This is a genomic window from Bacillus haikouensis (genome assembly GCF_013179555.1).
GTDB lineage: Bacteria > Bacillota > Bacilli > Bacillales > Bacillaceae_B > Rossellomorea > Rossellomorea haikouensis_A.
In genome coordinates this window covers 1-18,335 of sequence record NZ_JABMCR010000015.1, presented here as the reverse complement: position 1 = coordinate 18,335, position 18,335 = coordinate 1, and the positions used below count along the sequence as shown (strand labels likewise).

The window sequence follows — 18,335 nt, the reverse complement described above, 5'->3', positions numbered from 1 at the left end:
GCTGAGGTGATACAGCATGGCAAAGCTTCGAATGGGAATCATCGGGGTTGGCGGGATCGCGCAAAATCGCCATATCCCTGCGTATAAAAAGCTGTCCGAAACGGTCACGATTGAAGCGATCAGTGATATTAATACGTTGACTGCCCGAACCGCAGCAGGGAAGTTCGATATTCCAAACGTATATAGTGATTATCGCGACATGTTCGAACATGTCGATGCCGTCACGATCTGTACCCCGAATAAATTTCACGCTGAAATTTCGATTGCAGCTCTGCAAGCCGGTCTCCATGTGTTCTGTGAAAAACCGATGGCGATGACACCAGAGGAATGTCAGTCGATGATTGATGCAGCAGATGAATCGGGAAAAGTACTGGCGATTGCTTATCACTATCGATTCATGAAAGATTCCAGGGCTGCAAAACGGATAATCACGGCCAATGAAATCGGTGAGCCGATCGTTGCACGGGCAAGAGCGATTCGCAGGCGCAAGGTGCCAGGCTGGGGCGTCTTCACGAATAAGGAGCTTCAGGGCGGGGGGAGTCTCATCGATTACGGATGCCACTTCCTGGACCTGTCGCTCTGGCTGCTCGGGAATCCGAAGCCTGTCGAGGTGACAGGGACTGCCTATAACAAGCTTAGCAGGATGCCTGGAGAAGTTAACATGTGGGGGGAATTTGACCGGGAGCACTTCGAAGTCGATGATCATGTAACGGCTTACATTAAATTTGACAATGGTGCCTCGATGCTCTTTGAGACATCATGGTCCGCCAATGTGAAGAGCGATGAAGAAACCTTAAGCATATCCGGTGAAACGGGCGGTGTTGATCTGTTTCCGCTGCAGATCAATCAAATGAAGCACGGTATGCTTATGAACAGTGAGGCAGACTGGATTCCAGGTGAAGACGATCCAGGTCTTCCACAGGCAGAGAATTTCATCAACAGCTGTCTCGGCAATGAAGAGCTGATTGTGAAGCCGAGGGAAGCAATGGCTGTATCGCAGATCGTCGATGCCATTTATAAAAGCAGTGAAACACGTCGGAGCATCACATTGAATTAGGGAGGAAACATAGATGAAATTAGGTGTATTCACGGTATTATTTTCTCAGAAGAATCTTGATGAAATGCTTGATTATGTGAAAGCGGCAGGCTTGGATGCCGTCGAAATCGGAACGGGCGGTTATCCGGGAAATGCTCATTGCGAACTGGATACCCTGTTGGAGAGTGAATCAAAACGTAATGAGTACTTGCAAAAAGTCACATCGCGCGGCCTTGAAATAAGTGCATTCAGCTGTCATGGCAACCCGATCTCACCTGATTCGGCGTTCGCGGCAGAATCGCATGAGGCGTTGAAAAAAACGATTGAACTTGCGGGAAAAATGAAGGTCCCTGTCGTCAATTGTTTCTCTGGAACTGCAGGCGATCATGAGGGTGCAAAACATCCGAATTGGCCGGTATCCCCATGGCCCAATGAATACGGTGATATTCTGAACTGGCAATGGGAAGAGAAACTGATTCCATATTGGAAGAGTATTGGCCGGCTTGCAGAGGAACATGGTGTGAAAATCGGCCTCGAGCTGCATGGCGGATTCCTTGTTCATACGCCGTACACGCTCTTGAAGCTGCGAGAGGAAACATGTGACGCAATCGGTGCCAACCTGGATCCAAGTCACCTGTGGTGGCAGGGGATCGATCCGGTAGCGGCGATTAAAATCCTTGGGAAAGAAAATGCAATTCATCACTTCCATGCAAAAGATACATATATCGATCAGGATAACGTAAACATGTACGGTCTGACTGACATGCAGCCTTATGGAAACATACAGACGCGTGCATGGTCGTTCAGGTCTGTAGGCTGCGGGCACAGTCTACAGGAATGGTCCGATATGATGAGTGCGCTGCGTACATTCGGATATGATTATGTAGTAAGCATCGAACATGAAGATCCGATCATGTCGATTGAGGAAGGCTTAGGGCGTGCAGTGAAGAATCTGAAATCGATTTTGATTGAGGAGCAGCCCTCGGAGATGTGGTGGGTGTAAGTAGGTAGAGAACCTGATATGGGTTCTCTTTTTTTGTGTGAAACACGCTTAATAAATTACAATTTTTGTTAAATAAAGAGATTAATGGCGTTTTCTCATAGAATAATGTCAGTTTCTCATAGATTATTTCTAAATACTCATAGAATGATTATCGTTTCTCATTGAATAATGGATTTTCACCCCATCAGCGAATCACTTTCAAATCGAAAAATAAACCCGGCTCACTGTTTTCTACAGGGACCCGGGTTATCGTCTGGAAAATCATGCGTTTACCACTCTGAATGATCCATCTCCACCGTGGATGCTTATAAACATATCCATCAGTGACTTCGTCAGTTTTTCGCATTCTTCGACCGGAATGGAAGGCTTTAAGAATATGATTTGAACCGCATTCGTCGTTCGATTTCCTACGGGAGCACGGTTGGAATCGACGAAAGGACTGCCGAAAGGGCCGCCCTCATCAGCAGCAACGATCAAGTTTTCCATTGAATTTTCCCTGCCGTTAAGTCCCGTATAGGCTTCCCCGGCTTGCCCCACCCGCAGTTCGATGGTATTTCCCTTTAACTGGTCTAGATCATAGATCCCGATCGGTACTTCATATTGCAATGAAAAAAAGTTATTCAAGTCGATTGCCGAATTGATCGTGGAAAGGTAATTCTGTTTTTTTACACGGCGGAAAAGGGCTTCTGCAGAGTTGCGGTAGCGGTTGGGGTCTTTACCGGTTCTTTTGAATACATCCCGCCACTCGGACACTCCGGCAATATCTGTGATATTCTTGTCCTGAAGATCAAAGAAGATGGATTCCTGAAATAACTGCAGCCTGCCCTTCAGCATTTGAGGCGAATCCCCGACTTCGATATCATGGTAGTGAATGATGCCTATCTTAAAATCCGGAATGGTTGAAGAGATTGTAGTATCGATTTTCATTTCCATTATTTTTCCTCCACATTTCGTTTAAAATAGTTTATCATAATACACGGCTGTAATCATTTGAAACGAATGGACGTTATGCATATATAAAAATGGAAAGGAGGCGGGTGTCATGGATTTTGATCAATTAAAGCAGGATATTATCGACTACAGTAAAGAAATCGGAATCGATAAGATCGGATTCACCACTGCAGGCACGTTCTCTGAAATGAAGAACAGGCTGCTGAGGCAGGAAATGCTCGGTTACCAATCAGGATTTGAAGAAAAGGACATAGAGAAGCGGGTGGATCCGTCACTCATATTCGATGGACCTAAATCGATCATCGCCATTGCCCTCGCTTACCCTTCCAGGATGAAGAATGCACCCCAAAGCAGACGGGGGGAAAGGCGGGGGATATTCTGCAGAGCGTCTTGGGGCACTGATTACCATCATGTGCTGAGAGACCGCCTTGCTAAATTAGAAGAGTATATTGCATCACGCTTCCCACAGGCGCGTTTTAGATCAATGGTGGATACAGGTGAGCTTGTCGACCGGGCAGTGGCGGAGCGTGCCGGCATCGGCTGGAGTGGAAAAAACTGTTCCATCATCACCCCGGAATTTGGATCCTATGTGTATTTGGGCGAAACCGTCACCAATTTACCTTTCGCACCCGATGACCCGATGGAAGATCGGTGCGGGACATGCAATAAATGTGTGGATGTCTGTCCGACAGGTGCTCTTGTCGAAGGCGGACAGCTTGATGCACAGAAATGCATCGCCTTTTTAACTCAGACGAAAGGATTCCTTGCCGATGAGTATCGGGGGAAGCTTGGCAATCGGTTATACGGCTGTGATACATGTCAGACTGTCTGTCCGGAAAATAAAGGCATGGACTTTCACCTTCATGAAGAAATGGAGCCGGACCCCGAAATTGCAAAGCCGTTGTTAAAGCCGCTCTTAACGATCAGCAACCGTGAATTTAAAGATCATTTTGGGCATGTATCGGGATCATGGAGAGGCAAGAAGCCGATTCAGCGAAATGCGATCATTGCGCTCGCTCATTATAAGGACGAAACCGCTGTGGAAGATCTGATTAGGGTCATGTCAAATGATGTTCGTCCCGTGATCCGTGGAACTTCAGCATGGGCGTTAGGAAAAATCGGCGGACCAGAAGCTGAGAAAGCATTACTGAAACAGAAATCAATTGAAGTAAATGAAGAAGTGCTGAATGAAATCGAGAAAGGTCTCGGACTTCTTGAAGCGGACGGTGTATAAGGATGAATCCAATGGATTTATCCTTTTTTTGTTGTGAACTAAGGGCCGCCCTCATACAAATTAAAGAGGGGGGAAGGACGATGATCAGAAAGCTTCTAATCGAAAAGATCAATCATGAGATCAGTGAGTATACCACCCGGGGACAGACAGACTATCAAAGTGAAAAAGTAAAAAGAAAAATAGAATCCTGTGAGAAGCGGCATGCAGAAATCGTTAAGGTTGAAGCGACGGGCAAAGTGAATGAGGTATCAATGCAGCCGGATGAGACCCAAGCGGTCCTCTATGATGTTCATTATAAATACTTGGTGAAACAAGGTTCGTATATATATATGGAGGAAGAGGTGGAGAATCGGAGAGCGGTTTATTACGGCGGGCAGATATATAATGACGGTGAAATCCCTGCCGTCTTCGAGGGGGTGAAAAGAAAGGAAGAAACACTTGATGAGGAAAATGGTGAACGGATCACGTATCATTATGAACGATTAAAAGCTGTTCAGTATGCAGAGAAATGGTGGAATACTTATAACCCCGCGTACCGGAAGTTTGAAAATGACTGTACAAACTACATTTCACAATGTCTGCATGCAGGAAATGCTCCGATGAGGGGATATCCTTCAAAGGGAAAAGGATGGTGGATGAGAAGTAACAGCTGGAGCTACAGCTGGACGGTAGCGAATTCCATGAGGATCCATCTGCCATCTTCGACGATCGGTCTGCGTGCCAGGGAGGTGGAAGGTCCTCATAAACTGAAGCTTGGGGATGTAATCTGCTATGATTTCGAAGGTGACGGACGTTTTGATCACACGACGATCGTTACAGGCAGAGATGCGGATGCCATGCCGCTTGTGAATGCCCACACCTTCAATAGCCGGATGAGATATTGGAGATATGAGGACTCAACGGCTTATACCCCGAATATTAAATATAAATTCCTTACAATCGTCGACGACCGCTAAGTATTGTCCTCCTGAGGATAAATGGTATAATGTCACTTAGAGTTTTATGAATGAGGTGACATACATGGGAGTACATGTTGTTTTATATCAACCAGAAATTCCAGCAAACACAGGAAACATTGCAAGAACATGTGCGGCGACGGATACCACGCTGCATTTGATCCGTCCACTGGGTTTTTCCACGGATGATAAAATGCTGCGCAGGGCAGGACTTGATTACTGGCAGTTTGTAAATATTGTCTATTACGATTCACTACATGAATTTTTCGAGAAAAATGAAGGCGGCGAATTCTTTTATTTAACAAAATACGGTAAAACGCCGCACACGGATTTTGATTACAGCGTCGAGGAGAAGGACTACTATTTCATTTTCGGACGTGAAACTTCAGGATTGCCGGATGATGTGATCCAGAATAACCTTGACCGTGCATTGCGGATCCCGATGAATGAAAATGTCCGTTCATTGAATCTGTCCAATACAGCAGCAATATTAATTTATGAAGCGTTAAGACAACGCAATTATCCCGGTCTCCTAAGGGAGCTGGAAGAGTAATTGATGAAGGAATGGGAATCATAAGATTTTCATTCCTTTTTTTATTTGGCTTATACTATAGAAAAGGAATCGAAAGGAGCAGTACATAAATGAATCAAACCATTGAAACTATTCTGAATCATCGTTCGATCCGCCATTTTAAAAAAATACCGTTGACCGATGAGGAAATACGTACAATTGTCAAAAGTGCACAGGCAGCCAGTACATCTAGTTATGTTCAGGCATATACCATTATTGGGGTGAAGGATCCCGTAAAAAAGAAAAAGCTTGCCGAGCTCGCCGGTAATCAGAGTTATGTAGAAGAAAATGGCCATTTTTTCGTCTTTTGTGCCGATTTATTTCGTCATGAGAACATAGGTAAATGGGAGGATGCCGACGTGATTCCGTCCTTGGAAAGCACGGAGAAATTCATGGTCGCTCTGATCGATGCCTCTTTGGCTGCACAGAATGCTGCGATTGCAGCTGAATCCATGGAGATGGGAATCTGCTACATAGGAGGAATCCGTAACGACCTGGAGGCGGTATGTGAAGTGCTCGAACTGCCCCGCCGTGTGGTTCCGTTATTTGGACTGGCAGTAGGATACCCAGACCATGAATCCAGCGTGAAACCCCGTCTTCCCTTTAATGCGGTCTATCATGAAGATGCATACATGGCTGATAAAGCAGCAATGAAGGCCGAGCTGGAACATTATGATGAAACGATTTCTTCTTATTACCATGAACGTACGGGAGGAAAACGCACTGACCGCTGGACAGAACAGATGGCGAAAATGCTGTCGGGCAAGAAGAGGATGTATATGAAGGAATTTGTTGAGAAGCGAGGGTATGATAAAAGGTGACTTGGCCTTCTTGCAGTCATGTATGGCACTTGAGATTTTGGATAAAAAGTTAACAAATGTATGAAAGTAAAAGTAAGCAGCACTTTTATCCTAATCTATCCTTTATAAGTTATAGGATGGGCTGTAAAACCATTCTTGATTAAAAAAACCCGGAAAAGCATATGCTCTTCCGGGTTTTTTGTCCAGCCCCATGATACGTTACGGTCCCCACAATGAAGTCAAAGAGCGACTTCACTGGCCGGTCCTGGCCAAGGCGATTCCTATTTTTTAGCAGCTATTTAGTTAGAACCCGGCTTGTCGTTATAACCAGCAGTGAAGATTGCTGTTAAAAACGTCGCAGTCACACCTAAAATAATGATTGTACCCATAATCGGTAACCTCCAGTTTCATATTCCACAGTCTGTCTTTAGTATAGCCTATTTTTAAAAAGTTGTGAATAAATGAGGAATATTTTTGTGACAAATTCATAAATTCTTTGAAAAGGAATACAGGCGTATACTGTCCGATGGATTATTGCCTGTCCAAGATGATCAATGTGAATGTGAGAACAATTCAAGCTGATAAAAGTAAAAGGAACGAAATACATCTTCTTAACATGTTAGAGTGAACAAGCGCATACAGTATATTAATCGTCTCTCATTAAGCGACAGGGGGAGGTCCTTATGGATATTTTAAAAAAAGTTGAACATCACCGCGAAGAAGAAGTAAAACTGAAATGGGAAGGGACGTTTGCTCAGTATCTGGAGTTGTTGAAGGAAAAGCCTTGGATTGGTCAATCAGCTCACTCTAGAGTCTATAATATGATCAAGGATGCTGGAGTCGAAGAAGTAAATGGGAAACGACGATATAAATTCTTCAGCAATCAATTATTCGGCTTAGAAGAGGCGCTAGAAAGACTTGTGGAAGAGTATTTTCATCCTGCTGCTAAACGATTAGACGTGAGAAAGAGAATTCTGCTTCTGATGGGACCGGTGAGTGGAGGGAAATCGACGCTGGTTTCCATGTTGAAACGCGGTCTGGAACAATATTCACGCACTGACAGGGGAGCCATTTTTGCCATAAAGGGCTGCCCGATGCATGAAGATCCGCTTCATTTAATTCCACAGCACTTGCGTGGGGATTTTCACCAGGAATACGGTACCCGGATTGAAGGGAACCTATCACCTTTAAATACGATGCGGCTGGAAAAAGAGTATCATGGCAGAATAGAGGATGTCCAGGTGGAAAGAGTCTTCTTCTCTGAAGATAAACGTGTGGGAATCGGGACATTCAGCCCATCGGATCCGAAGTCACAGGATATTGCTGACTTGACGGGAAGCATTGACTTCTCGACGATTGCCGAATATGGGTCGGAATCCGATCCGCGAGCTTACAGGTTTGACGGCGAGTTGAATAAAGCGAACCGCGGTTTAATGGAATTCCAGGAAATGTTGAAATGTGATGAGAAATTCTTATGGCATTTATTATCCCTTACTCAGGAAGGGAATTTCAAAGCGGGCCGTTTTGCCCTGATTTCAGCCGATGAACTGGTTGTCGCACACACAAATGAAACAGAATATCGTTCTTTTATTTCCAATAAGAAAAACGAGGCATTGCACTCGCGTATCATCGTGATGCCGGTTCCATATAATCTGAAAGTGACACAGGAAGAAAAGATTTACGAAAAAATGATCGGGGAAAGTGACGTTTCGGATGTTCATGTGGCTCCACATACTTTACGTGTAGCCGCCATGTTTACAATCCTGACACGCATGAAAGAACCGAAACGCGGTGATATCGATCTTATTAAGAAGATGCGTCTGTATGACGGTGAAAATGTAGAAGGCTTTAACTCTGCAGATGTGGATGAAATGAAGAAGGAATACCAGGACGAAGGAATGAGCGGCATCGATCCGCGTTATGTGATCAATCGGATTTCATCTACGATCATCCGTAAAGAGATACCGACCATTAACGCGCTTGATGTACTGCGCGCACTGAAGGAAGGGTTGAATCAGCATCCGTCCATCACGAATGAGCTGCGCGAAAGATATCTCAATTTCATTTCATTGGCACGTAAAGAGTATGACGATATCGCGAAAAAGGAAGTGCAGAAAGCATTCGTCTATTCATACGAAGAGTCAGCTAAAACACTTATGGATAACTACCTTGATAATGTAGAGGCATATTGCAATAAGGCCAAACTGCATGACCCTCTGACAGGGGAAGAAATCAACCCTGATGAGAAACTGATGCGGTCGATTGAAGAACAAATCGGCATTTCTGAAAATGCGAAAAAAGCTTTCCGTGAAGAAATCCTGATCCGGATCTCAGCCTATGCACGTAAAGGGAGAAGATTCGATTATAACTCTCATGACCGCCTGCGGGAAGCGATCCAGAAGAAGTTGTTTGCCGACCTGAAGGATGTCGTAAAGATCACGACCTCCTCAAAAACACCGGATGAACAGCAGCTTAAGAAAGTTAACGAAGTTGTCGCCCGCCTCATTGATGAACATGGATATAACTCCACTTCGGCGAACGAACTGCTTCGCTATGTAGGAAGTCTGCTGAATCGATAACAAGTCAAGATTAAGAACGGGATGCATATGCTCATCCCGTTCTTTTTATTGTTTATAAAAGAAAGAGGGGGGAAATGTAATAAAAAAGAGGTGATGACCGAATGAAAAAGAAACTAGAAGTCGATAAGAAGTTTGAGCTGGATAAAAAGTATGAACCCGATAATGGTTCCATGGCACACGACTTGGAAGAGATGGAACTGCTCGGAAAACAGATGGACAGGCTCCGGACAAACGAGGAATTGAAAAAGGATGAGAAGCAGCCGGACCCCGTTCAATATAAAGAAAAAGATAAATAGTTGAAATACTGACAGAAAAATCAGAATATAATACTCTTGAGACAGAGAGAGCCGGGACCCATAATCTCATGATGGAAGCGGGTGAAGGGGATGTCTTCTAAACCTCAACCACGAGAAGAAGCAGAACCTTTTAACGGAAGCATGGCCTCAAATATGGAAGAAATAATCAGGCTGGGCAAGCAAATGGAAAAATTGCGGTCCAGCGGGGAATTAAAGATTCATAACCGAATACAAGATCCGGCTCAGTACGAAGAAGAGTAGGTAATCAGGTGAAAGCACCTGGTTATTTTTTTTGTTCTTTTTGTTAGGGGGCATAGTGATACATTTACCATATTGGAGGGAGAAAGCGGAGGTATAGACTCTTCCGAAAATACAAATGCCCGCAGTGAAAAGATCAAACCATAAACGATTTGAAAACCGCTTCCGAACTTATTGATTCGTAAATAAGTACTCAATAGAATGGAGAAACCTTTCCACATCAACGCATAATTTTGAATCTCAATCATAAGTATTCACACAAGAGAAAAATAGGCTCGTCCAAAACTAAAAAGATTGATTAATTGTCGAAATAATTTGTAAATTAATCGATACTTCTGCATAGGATAGAGTAATCCCCGATTCATTCCTTTAAGGGGGAAATAGGCAGTAGATTTGGCAGTCAACATAGTGTATGCAGCGTAATGGAAAAGTGTGAAAAAATCTTTAAGGAGGGGAATTTATTGAGTCAAATGGATAATCATCAGTTTGTCATTTCCAAGGAAGATTGGGCCCTCCACCGCAAAGGTCACGATGATCAACAAAGACATCAAGAGAAAGTACAGGATGCAATAAGAAACAATTTACCTGACTTGATCACTGAAGAAAATATCATTATGTCCAAAGGCCGTGATGTCGTCAAAATTCCGATTCGATCATTAGATGAATATAAAATCCGTTATAACTATGATAAAAATAAGCATGCGGGTCAGGGAGACGGCGACAGTCAGGTTGGGGATGTAATCGCAAGAGATGGCTCACAGCAGCAGAAGGGACCCGGAAAAGGCCAGGGCGCAGGAGATAAAGCAGGCGAAGATTATTATGAAGCAGAAGTGTCTCTCATGGAAATTGAAGAGGCATTATTTAGTCAATTGGAGCTTCCGAACCTCAAGAAAAAAGAACAGGATGTCCAAACCGTTGAACACATTGAATTCAACGATATCCGAAAAACTGGGCTTATGGGAAATATAGATAAAAAGAAGACGATGATGACTGCATTTAAGAGGAATGCGATGAAAGGCGCACCAAGCTTTCATCCGATCATTACTGAAGATTTGAAGTTCAGGACCTGGAATGAAGTGTTGAAGCCTGAATCTAAAGCCGTCGTACTAGCGATGATGGATACGAGCGGCAGTATGGGTGTATGGGAAAAATATATGGCAAGAAGCTTCTTTTTCTGGATGTCGAGGTTCTTGAGAACGAAATATGAGACGGTAGAAATAGAATTCATTGCGCACCATACTGAAGCGAAAGTAGTTTCAGAAGAACATTTCTTCTCAAAAGGGGAAAGCGGAGGAACGATATGTTCATCTGCATATCGTAAAGCTTTGGAACTTATCGATGAAAAATATAATCCTGCACGATACAATATATACCCGTTCCATTTCTCGGATGGCGACAACTTAACATCAGATAATGTGAGGTGCGTCAAGCTTGTTGAAGAATTAATGAAGGTATCAAGCATGTTCGGATACGGTGAAGTAAACCAGTATAACCGTCACTCAACCCTCATGTCCGCTTATAAAAACATCAAGAATGAAGACTTCCGTTATTATATCCTCAAACAAAAAGCCGATGTATTCCATGCCATGAGAAGTTTCTTCAAGAAAGAAGAAGAAAAAGCATATGCCTGATAAAAGCCAGCCGATGAGGCTGGCTTTTACTATCTATCCGGGAATGTGCCATTACTTGAAAAATAGTATTCTTACATGGAGAGTTGGTGCTAAAATAGGATTAAACATTCTTTCAAATAATTTATACGGTGAGGTTTAGAATGACAAACGAACTAACGGAAATCCAGGAACTGAAAAAGGAAATTACCCAACTAAAGAAACAACTTGAGGAGTCTGAAGAATTAATCAGAGATATCTCGGCACCCATCATCCCGTCCATCGTACCTGAAACCATACTCGTACCGATTACCGGACGCCTTTCACCGGAGCGTTTCGAAATGATTATCACCAAAATTTTAAATGTAACTTATGAAGAAGATATCAATACAATCATCATAGACTTCTCAGCAATCTCAGAAAAGGAAATCTGTGAGATGAACGTGTTTGGCACGTATGTTGATAATTTGGCAAAAGCCATTTCATTGATGGGAATAGAGGTTATTTTTGTCGGATTCACTCCTTCTCTTACCCAGGTCATCGTGAATTTTGGTGTAAGGGAGATACTGGGAGTTAAAAGCTTCCTGACTTTTAAAACTGCTCTTCAATATTTAATGAATCAAAGAGGAATGAAGTTTCAAACTATCAAAGAATAACAGAACAGCCCTCGGGAGGCTGTTTTTTTATGCGGCAAAACAGAACAAATCTAAAAGGAATCCAATAAAGAAAAGTCGTATATATAGTAAGGTGAAAGCTGCCAGATGAGGAGAATGTATATGGAACATTGGATAGAAGAGCTGTTTAGTAAGGAACTTCTCGAGGAAGCAGCCAATAGATACGGCTGTGACGCATCGCATGCGAAGAAGCTTGGTGATTTTGAAAACTATGTATATGAAGTGTATAAGGGTGAGATGCCGTATATCTTAAGATTGACACATAGCTCCCACCGATCAGGAAAAGACGTTGAAGCTGAGCTGCGGTGGATGAATTATCTGCATGACAAGGGAGTCAATGTGCCGCTTGTTAATCAATCGGCCGAAGGTGAATTGGTTGAAGTATTGAATGTTGGGGACAATTATTTTTATGTATGTTTATTTGATAAAGCACCGGGCAAGCCTGTCGGCATTAACGATGAGCTCTTCGATGATGACCTGTTTCGGAAATGGGGAAAGATTACCGGGAGAATGCATCTGTTCACAAAGGACTATGAAGCAGGGGAATATGTGCGGGATCGCTGGGATGAAGATGATGTCATGAACTATCGAAAATATCTTCCTGCTGATGATACTTATATCATTGAAAAAGCAGAGCGCAACATGAAAGAAATTCAAAATTTCAAAGAAACTCCCGATAATTTCGGAACCATCCACTCTGATATCCACCCGGGAAACTTTTTTTACCAAGATGGTGATCTACATGTGTTTGATTTTGATGACAGCATGCAATTTTTCTTTTTAAGTGACATTGCCATCCCTGTCTATTATTCTGTCTGGTGGAAGTTCAGAAAGGAGAAAGTGGAGGTCAGATCTGAATTTGGAGAAACCTTTTTAACTGCTTTTCTGCAAGGGTACCTTGAAGAGTATACAATCGAAGAAGAATGGATTGAGCAGATGCCCTCATTTTTATTATTGAGGGATCTCACCTTGTATACCGTATTCCACAAGAAATGGGACATGGATAATTTATCAGAAGTCGAAGAATCTATTCTTACCGGTATTAAAGACAGACTTCTCAACGATGAACCGCTGGTAAGACTTGATTACAAGAAGATATTACAAAAAGCAAAAGCCGGGGAATAAGGTTATGGAGGAAGCAGCCATATCCACATTTATTCACGGGAGAGAGGAAAGTTTGTTATGATTCTAAGGTGATAGTCAAAGATAGAGGTGAAGGACATGACGAGAACGATTGGATTTATCGGATGTGGAAATATGGCACAGGCGATCTTAGGCGGAATACTGGATTCAGGTATTGTGGATGGAGATGCAATCATGACCAGTGCAAAATCAGAAACGACGAAAAGAAAAGTGGCAGAACAATTCAAGGTGACATGTACAGAAGATAACCTGGCTGTCGCAGGATTCTCAGATATCCTGTTCCTTTCCGTTAAACCGGATCAATATAAAGAAGTCATTTCAGAAGTAAAGGATGCCGTAAAAGAAGGTGCGATTGTCGTGACGATTGCTGCCGGGATCACGATGCAGTGGATCGAATCCCAGTTCGAAAGAAGGTTGAAAGTCGTCCGTACGATGCCGAATACCCCTTCATTGGTGGGAGAAGGAATGACGGCGTATTGTGAGAATCAACAATTGACGGATGAGGAATTGACAGAGGTTTCCGGCATATTAACGAGTTTCGGAAAAGCAGAGCGGGTGGATGAAAACGTAATGGATGCGATTCCTGCAGTAAGCGGTTCTTCCCCGGCCTATGTATTCATGTTCATAGAGGCTCTCGCAGACGGAGCGGTCCTCCAGGGTGTACCTAGAAGCCAGGCGTATCAATTGGCTTCCCAAGCTGTCCTGGGTGCCGCAAAAATGGTGCTCGAAACTGGAAAGCACCCGGGAGAACTGAAGGATGCTGTCTGTTCCCCGGGCGGAGCCACCATCCAAGCAGTCGCTGCCCTTGAGAAAAATGGATTCAAGGGAGCTATTCTGCAGGCAATGGAAGCATGTGGTGAGAAGTCAATATCATTAGGTGAATAAATTTAAGGCCCGACCCTGGCGGCTATATTTCTGACAGGATCGGGCCTTCGGTTTAGTATGTCCGGAACTCTGCTGTTAAGGAAGCGGTTATGCCGATTTGTCCCGGCTGCAAGCTTGTGCTCTCTTCTGCTGCTTTGACGAAGGGACTTCCCGCTAAGGGGATGACATCTGTCCCTGAATGTTCTGTAATGGAATTTGGATATGGATTTAAATTTAACCCTGCCTGTTTGGATAAAGTGAGGGCTTTTTCATATGCCTTCCGATAAGCCGCTGCAAGGGCAAGTTGATAGGACTTTTCTGGCTTGGAATGAACAAATTGGATGTTTTCCACCCGGTTTGCACCGCTTTGGACCGCATCGTCTATGATAGCTCCCAATCTTTCAATATCATTCACCGTAACCCGAAAAACATGTCTTACTTCATAACCTGTAAAAATCTGCTTCCCATCTTCAAAATTATACTGTGGGAAAATTTGATAGGTGGAAGTTTGAATATCCTTTTTGGGGATATCATTCTCTTCGAGTGATCGGACGACTTGATTGGAACTCTTCCTGTTTTGATCCTGTGCAGTTTCAAGGTTTTTATCTTTTGTAACGACCCCCAGTGAAACGATCGCCTTGTCGGGGTCGACATACATCGTATGTTCACCCGCCACTTTGATCGAACCTGTTCTCTCTTCGGGTGTTGTACGATAATAAGAAGGATAAGAGTACATGTTCATCGACTACACACAAGTGAAGGATTGAATATTATCGAGATCGATGCCGAAGTAAACCCATCTCCAGCCGATCCATCTCCAGCCGGCAATTGAGCGGCGACCTATAAAGATGGGAAAGAACCAAAAGGAATCTCTTCGCAGCCAAATGTAGGTGTAACGGAATAAGCAGCGGCGAATCGCACCGGGGTCAACAGCGAGAACGCTGGGTCCGCCCTGCATTGTGGTCATTTGCGGCGTGAAATTCGGCGGTGGTCCTGACGGAGGCTGATTACCGCCTCCTTGCTGTCCTCCAGGCGGAGGTGAACTAGGCGGACCTCCTCCAGGGAATCCGCCACCCGGACCTCCACCAGGAAAACCGGGGAATCCTGGAAATCCGCCGCCACCTGATCCAGATCCGCCGCCACCTGGGAAACCTGGGAATAACTGTCTATCGTCGTACATAGAAAAACCTCCTCATAAACGAATTCTCAATAGTTTATGAGGAGGCTGCATGGGCGTGCGTGTACATAGTGTACAATCTACTCCATTTATTCAGCGAACGCCTTTTCCATCACACTTTTTAACCTTTGTACTGATTGGTTGAATCGGCTTTTCTCCTGTTCATTTAACGACAGTTCCACAACACTGCGAATTCCTTCACGGTTGATGATAGCCGGAACACCGATATAGACATCCTTTTGATCATATTCGCATTCAAGTAAGGCAGAAACTGTCAAGATACTGTTTTCATCATTTAAAATAGCCTTTGTTATTCGTGCAAGACCCATTGCAATTCCATAATAGGTGGCGCCTTTTCGCTCAATGATTTGATAAGCGGCATCCCTTACATTGACAAAGATATCATTCAGGTCTTTTTGGACGTCTTCCTTATCCATAGCAATCAATTCACTAATATGACTCGCACCGATTGTTGTATGACTCCATACTGGAAATTCGGTATCACCATGTTCGCCTATGATATAGGCATGAATATTACGGGTATCTATGTCGAAATATTCTCCTGCCAAATAACGCAGTCTGGCTGTATCGAGAATAGTTCCTGAACCAATGACTCTTTCTTTTGGTAATCCAGAAAATTTCCATGTTGCATATGTCAATATGTCCACAGGGTTAGTTGCAACAAGGAAGATCCCCTCAAATCCGCTGGCCATCACTTGATCGACGATGCCTTTGAAAATTTTAATGTTTTTCCCTGCTAAATCAAGCCGGGTTTCACCGGGCTTTTGGTTTGCTCCTGCAGTAATCACAACAATGTCTGCATCTCCGCAATCATTGTAGTCTCCTGCATGGATCTTCATTGGAGAAGCAAACGCCATTCCGTGATTAAGGTCGCGGGCATCTCCGTCTGCTTTTTCTTTATTCATATCGATTAGTACAAGCTCATTGGCGATACCTTGATTCAGCAGCGCAAAAGCATAGCTTGAGCCGACAAATCCAGTACCGATCAGCGCGATTTTATTTGTGCATCTGATTGTCATTTTTCATCACACACCTAACTTTATAGAAGTTTTCAATTATCTTGGCTTAATATATATTGTGAAATAATTCACAAACTTAGATTAACATGAAATCCTAATTAATTCTACTCTTAGTCACAAAGAGAATACCCAAACACTTAAATGCCGATTCATTTTCACATAATCAGCATTATCCATTTCACTATAATAAACCTTTTCCCTCAGTGCCAAAAGTCAGTCCTTCATTTGACTAAAGAGTGGGAGGAATTCTGACAGACCGCAGTGAATTAATATAGAAGGTTAGGAGTGTGAGTGTTGGAAATCAGATACGATGATATAGTGATTCGTCCGCTTAAAGAAGAAGACAAGTACATACTGGCAAAATGGCTGTCTGATCCTGTGGTGCTTCAATATTATGAAGGGAGGGACTGCCCATTTACAACTAAAAAAGTTGAAGAAGAATTTTTCCGTCAAAGCGATGAAGCAGTCCGATGCATTTTCAAATTTAAAGGGAAAGAGATCGGATTCGTCCAATATTATCCGATCGATGAAGAAGAACGGGACAAATACGGGTACCGTCAATCCAAAGAAGTGATTTATGGAACCGATCAGTTTATCGGAGAAACGGACTACTGGAACCGCGGCGTCGGCACCATACTGATCAGTGCATTGAAGAAATATTTGGTAGGCACATTGGGAGCAGACCGCCTTGTCATGGATCCCATGGTTTGGAATGAAAGAGCAATAAGGTGCTATGAAAAAAGCGGCTATAAAAAAATTAAAATTCTCCCTAAAAATGAACTGCATGAGGGAGTCGCACATGACGCCTGGCTCGTCGAATATTTTCCTGCAAAGGATCAGAGGGGGACATGACGATGAACGATAGAATCATGGAAGGCATAAAGTTGAGGGAAATAGGGGATTACCAGGCATCGATTCACTATTTTCAAAAATTGATAGAAGACAAACCTACTGCCGGAATTCTGTATTATCAATGTGCATGGGGGCACGATGCGATGGGTAAGGAACGGGAAGCCGTCCTATATTACCAAAAGGCAATACAATTGGGATTAAATGAATCTGATCTTCAAGGTGCTTATGTGGGGCTTGGAAGTACTTATCGAACATTGGGAGAATATGAAAGAGCCAAACATGTATTAAAAGAAGGAATGAAAAAATTCCCGGGGAACAAGGCGCTAAGCATCTTTTACAGCATGACTTTATATAATCTAGACGAGCATAATGAAGCAATGGAGATTCTTCTTACTCTCCTCGCTCAAACCTCAGAAGATGAAACAATACAATCCTATCAAAAAGCTATATTATTTTATGCAAAACAACTGGATATCACATGGGATCAGTAGAAAGAGGAGAAGAAACGATGAAAACATGTATTTATTTCGTGAGGCATGCCCACTCTGTTTATACTCAGGAGGAATTGAAGAGGCCTCTCTCGGCAGAAGGAGCAAGGGATGCCGGGAGAGTGACAGCTAAATTGAAAGATAAGAATATTGACGTTGTATGCTCAAGCCCCTATAAACGGGCAATCGAAACTGTAGAAGGGATAGCGTCTATACATAATCTGGATATTGATATTTATGAAAATATGAAGGAAAGAATGCTTTCTGTGGAACCTGTCGATGACTTTCCTCAAGCAATCAGGAAAGTGTGGGGGGAACCCCATTTTTCTTTTACGGGAGGTGAATCCAACCACCAGGCTCAGAAAAGGGGAGTCCAGTGCTTCCTTAATATCTTAGAGAAGTATAAGGGCAAAAATATTGTGATCGGTACGCATGGAAACATCATGGTGCTCATCATGAATCATTTTGAAGAACGATATAATTTGAAATTCTGGAAGCATCTTGAAATGCCTGATATCTATAAAATGACCTTCGAAGGAAAAGTACTGGTGGATGTGGAGAGAGTTTGGGGGTGACGGCTTTGAAAGTTGTCACCTCGAATATGCCAGCATATTAAGAAAATCGCCAGGAACTTACCTGGCGATTTCTTTAATAGATAAAAGAGAATAATTTTAACCTTGAGTATTTGTCCGGTTACAGCGTCTGGCACCTCGAGATGTTTAGATACGGGAGGAGCTGAGCAGGGAGCTGATGATTTTCTTAATGTGGCAGAAATGCCAGCTGATAAAAGAACAATACCGCAAAAA

General features: G+C 43.3%; 20 protein-coding genes. 16 read left to right on the top strand and 4 right to left on the bottom strand.

The features are described from left to right. Positions 1-16: 16 nt before the first annotated feature. Positions 17-1,057, top strand: a complete 1,041-nt coding sequence (locus tag HP456_RS03015; protein ID WP_172248547.1) for a Gfo/Idh/MocA family protein — start codon at positions 17-19, stop codon at positions 1,055-1,057. Between the two features lie 13 nt (positions 1,058-1,070). After that, positions 1,071-2,039 (top strand): sugar phosphate isomerase/epimerase family protein, encoded by a 969-nt coding sequence (locus tag HP456_RS03010; RefSeq protein ID WP_172248546.1) that lies wholly within the window; start codon positions 1,071-1,073, stop codon positions 2,037-2,039. A gap of 261 nt (positions 2,040-2,300) precedes the next feature. Here HP456_RS03010 and HP456_RS03005 read toward each other — a convergent pair whose 3' ends face one another. Continuing rightward, positions 2,301-2,972 (bottom strand): B3/B4 domain-containing protein, encoded by a 672-nt coding sequence (locus tag HP456_RS03005; RefSeq protein WP_172248545.1) that lies wholly within the window; start codon positions 2,970-2,972, stop codon positions 2,301-2,303. 109 nt (positions 2,973-3,081) lie between these two features. Here HP456_RS03005 and queG point away from each other — a divergent pair, with 109 nt between their 5' ends. From queG to proC, 11 genes are all read left to right on the top strand, one after another. Next, the gene (queG, locus tag HP456_RS03000) at positions 3,082-4,224 is read left to right on the top strand and encodes a tRNA epoxyqueuosine(34) reductase QueG (RefSeq protein ID WP_172248544.1); all 1,143 of its coding nucleotides are present in this window, start codon (positions 3,082-3,084) and stop codon (positions 4,222-4,224) included. 80 nt (positions 4,225-4,304) lie between these two features. Continuing rightward, positions 4,305-5,180: an amidase domain-containing protein gene (locus HP456_RS02995; RefSeq protein WP_172248543.1), complete on the top strand. Its 876-nt coding sequence runs from the start codon at positions 4,305-4,307 to the stop codon at positions 5,178-5,180. 64 nt (positions 5,181-5,244) lie between these two features. After that, a complete protein-coding gene (gene trmL / locus HP456_RS02990) occupies positions 5,245-5,733 on the top strand; it encodes a tRNA (uridine(34)/cytosine(34)/5-carboxymethylaminomethyluridine(34)-2'-O)-methyltransferase TrmL (RefSeq protein ID WP_172248542.1) in 489 nt (162 codons plus the stop codon). An 89-nt stretch (positions 5,734-5,822) separates the two neighbouring features. Next, positions 5,823-6,572 carry an oxygen-insensitive NADPH nitroreductase gene (nfsA, locus tag HP456_RS02985; RefSeq protein WP_172248541.1) on the top strand — a complete coding sequence of 250 codons (750 nt, stop codon included), beginning with the start codon at positions 5,823-5,825 and terminating at the stop codon, positions 6,570-6,572. A 662-nt stretch (positions 6,573-7,234) separates the two neighbouring features. Further along, positions 7,235-9,130: an ATP-dependent protease PrkA gene (locus tag HP456_RS02980; protein WP_172248540.1), complete on the top strand. Its 1,896-nt coding sequence runs from the start codon at positions 7,235-7,237 to the stop codon at positions 9,128-9,130. A 101-nt stretch (positions 9,131-9,231) separates the two neighbouring features. Continuing rightward, on the top strand, positions 9,232-9,426 hold the full coding sequence (locus HP456_RS02975; RefSeq protein ID WP_172248539.1) for a hypothetical protein: 195 nt from the start codon (positions 9,232-9,234) through the stop codon (positions 9,424-9,426). Between the two features lie 90 nt (positions 9,427-9,516). Further along, complete coding sequence (locus tag HP456_RS02970; RefSeq protein ID WP_172248538.1) at positions 9,517-9,687, top strand: hypothetical protein; 171 nt, start codon at positions 9,517-9,519, stop codon at positions 9,685-9,687. 458 nt (positions 9,688-10,145) lie between these two features. Then, positions 10,146-11,315: a sporulation protein YhbH gene (yhbH, locus tag HP456_RS02965; protein ID WP_172248537.1), complete on the top strand. Its 1,170-nt coding sequence runs from the start codon at positions 10,146-10,148 to the stop codon at positions 11,313-11,315. 140 nt (positions 11,316-11,455) lie between these two features. Continuing rightward, entirely contained in the window at positions 11,456-11,947 is a 492-nt protein-coding gene (locus HP456_RS02960) for an STAS domain-containing protein (RefSeq protein WP_172248536.1), read from the top strand. A gap of 120 nt (positions 11,948-12,067) precedes the next feature. Beyond that, the gene (locus tag HP456_RS02955) at positions 12,068-13,090 is read left to right on the top strand and encodes a phosphotransferase enzyme family protein (RefSeq protein ID WP_172248535.1); all 1,023 of its coding nucleotides are present in this window, start codon (positions 12,068-12,070) and stop codon (positions 13,088-13,090) included. A gap of 96 nt (positions 13,091-13,186) precedes the next feature. Further along, a complete protein-coding gene (gene proC / locus HP456_RS02950; RefSeq protein WP_172248534.1) occupies positions 13,187-13,993 on the top strand; it encodes a pyrroline-5-carboxylate reductase in 807 nt (268 codons plus the stop codon). Between the two features lie 52 nt (positions 13,994-14,045). Here proC and HP456_RS02945 read toward each other — a convergent pair whose 3' ends face one another. The 3 genes from HP456_RS02945 to HP456_RS02935 all read right to left on the bottom strand — a co-directional run bounded on the left by HP456_RS02945 (position 14,046) and on the right by HP456_RS02935 (position 16,189). Next, entirely contained in the window at positions 14,046-14,714 is a 669-nt protein-coding gene (locus HP456_RS02945) for an SIMPL domain-containing protein (RefSeq protein WP_172248533.1), read from the bottom strand. A 3-nt stretch (positions 14,715-14,717) separates the two neighbouring features. Beyond that, positions 14,718-15,152, bottom strand: a complete 435-nt coding sequence (locus HP456_RS02940; protein ID WP_172248532.1) for a transporter — start codon at positions 15,150-15,152, stop codon at positions 14,718-14,720. Positions 15,153-15,238: 86 nt separating this feature from the next. Beyond that, the gene (locus HP456_RS02935) at positions 15,239-16,189 is read right to left on the bottom strand and encodes an L-lactate dehydrogenase (RefSeq protein WP_172248531.1); all 951 of its coding nucleotides are present in this window, start codon (positions 16,187-16,189) and stop codon (positions 15,239-15,241) included. A gap of 294 nt (positions 16,190-16,483) precedes the next feature. Between HP456_RS02935 and HP456_RS02930 the strand changes: the two genes are divergently transcribed. From HP456_RS02930 to HP456_RS02920, 3 genes are read left to right on the top strand one after another with little or no spacing between them, the layout of a single operon-like run. Beyond that, positions 16,484-17,041 carry a GNAT family N-acetyltransferase gene (locus HP456_RS02930; protein ID WP_216663152.1) on the top strand — a complete coding sequence of 186 codons (558 nt, stop codon included), beginning with the start codon at positions 16,484-16,486 and terminating at the stop codon, positions 17,039-17,041. A gap of 2 nt (positions 17,042-17,043) precedes the next feature. Then, positions 17,044-17,532: a tetratricopeptide repeat protein gene (locus tag HP456_RS02925; RefSeq protein ID WP_172248529.1), complete on the top strand. Its 489-nt coding sequence runs from the start codon at positions 17,044-17,046 to the stop codon at positions 17,530-17,532. Positions 17,533-17,549: 17 nt separating this feature from the next. Next, a complete protein-coding gene (locus HP456_RS02920) occupies positions 17,550-18,104 on the top strand; it encodes a histidine phosphatase family protein (RefSeq protein WP_172248528.1) in 555 nt (184 codons plus the stop codon). Positions 18,105-18,335 lie beyond the last annotated feature (231 nt).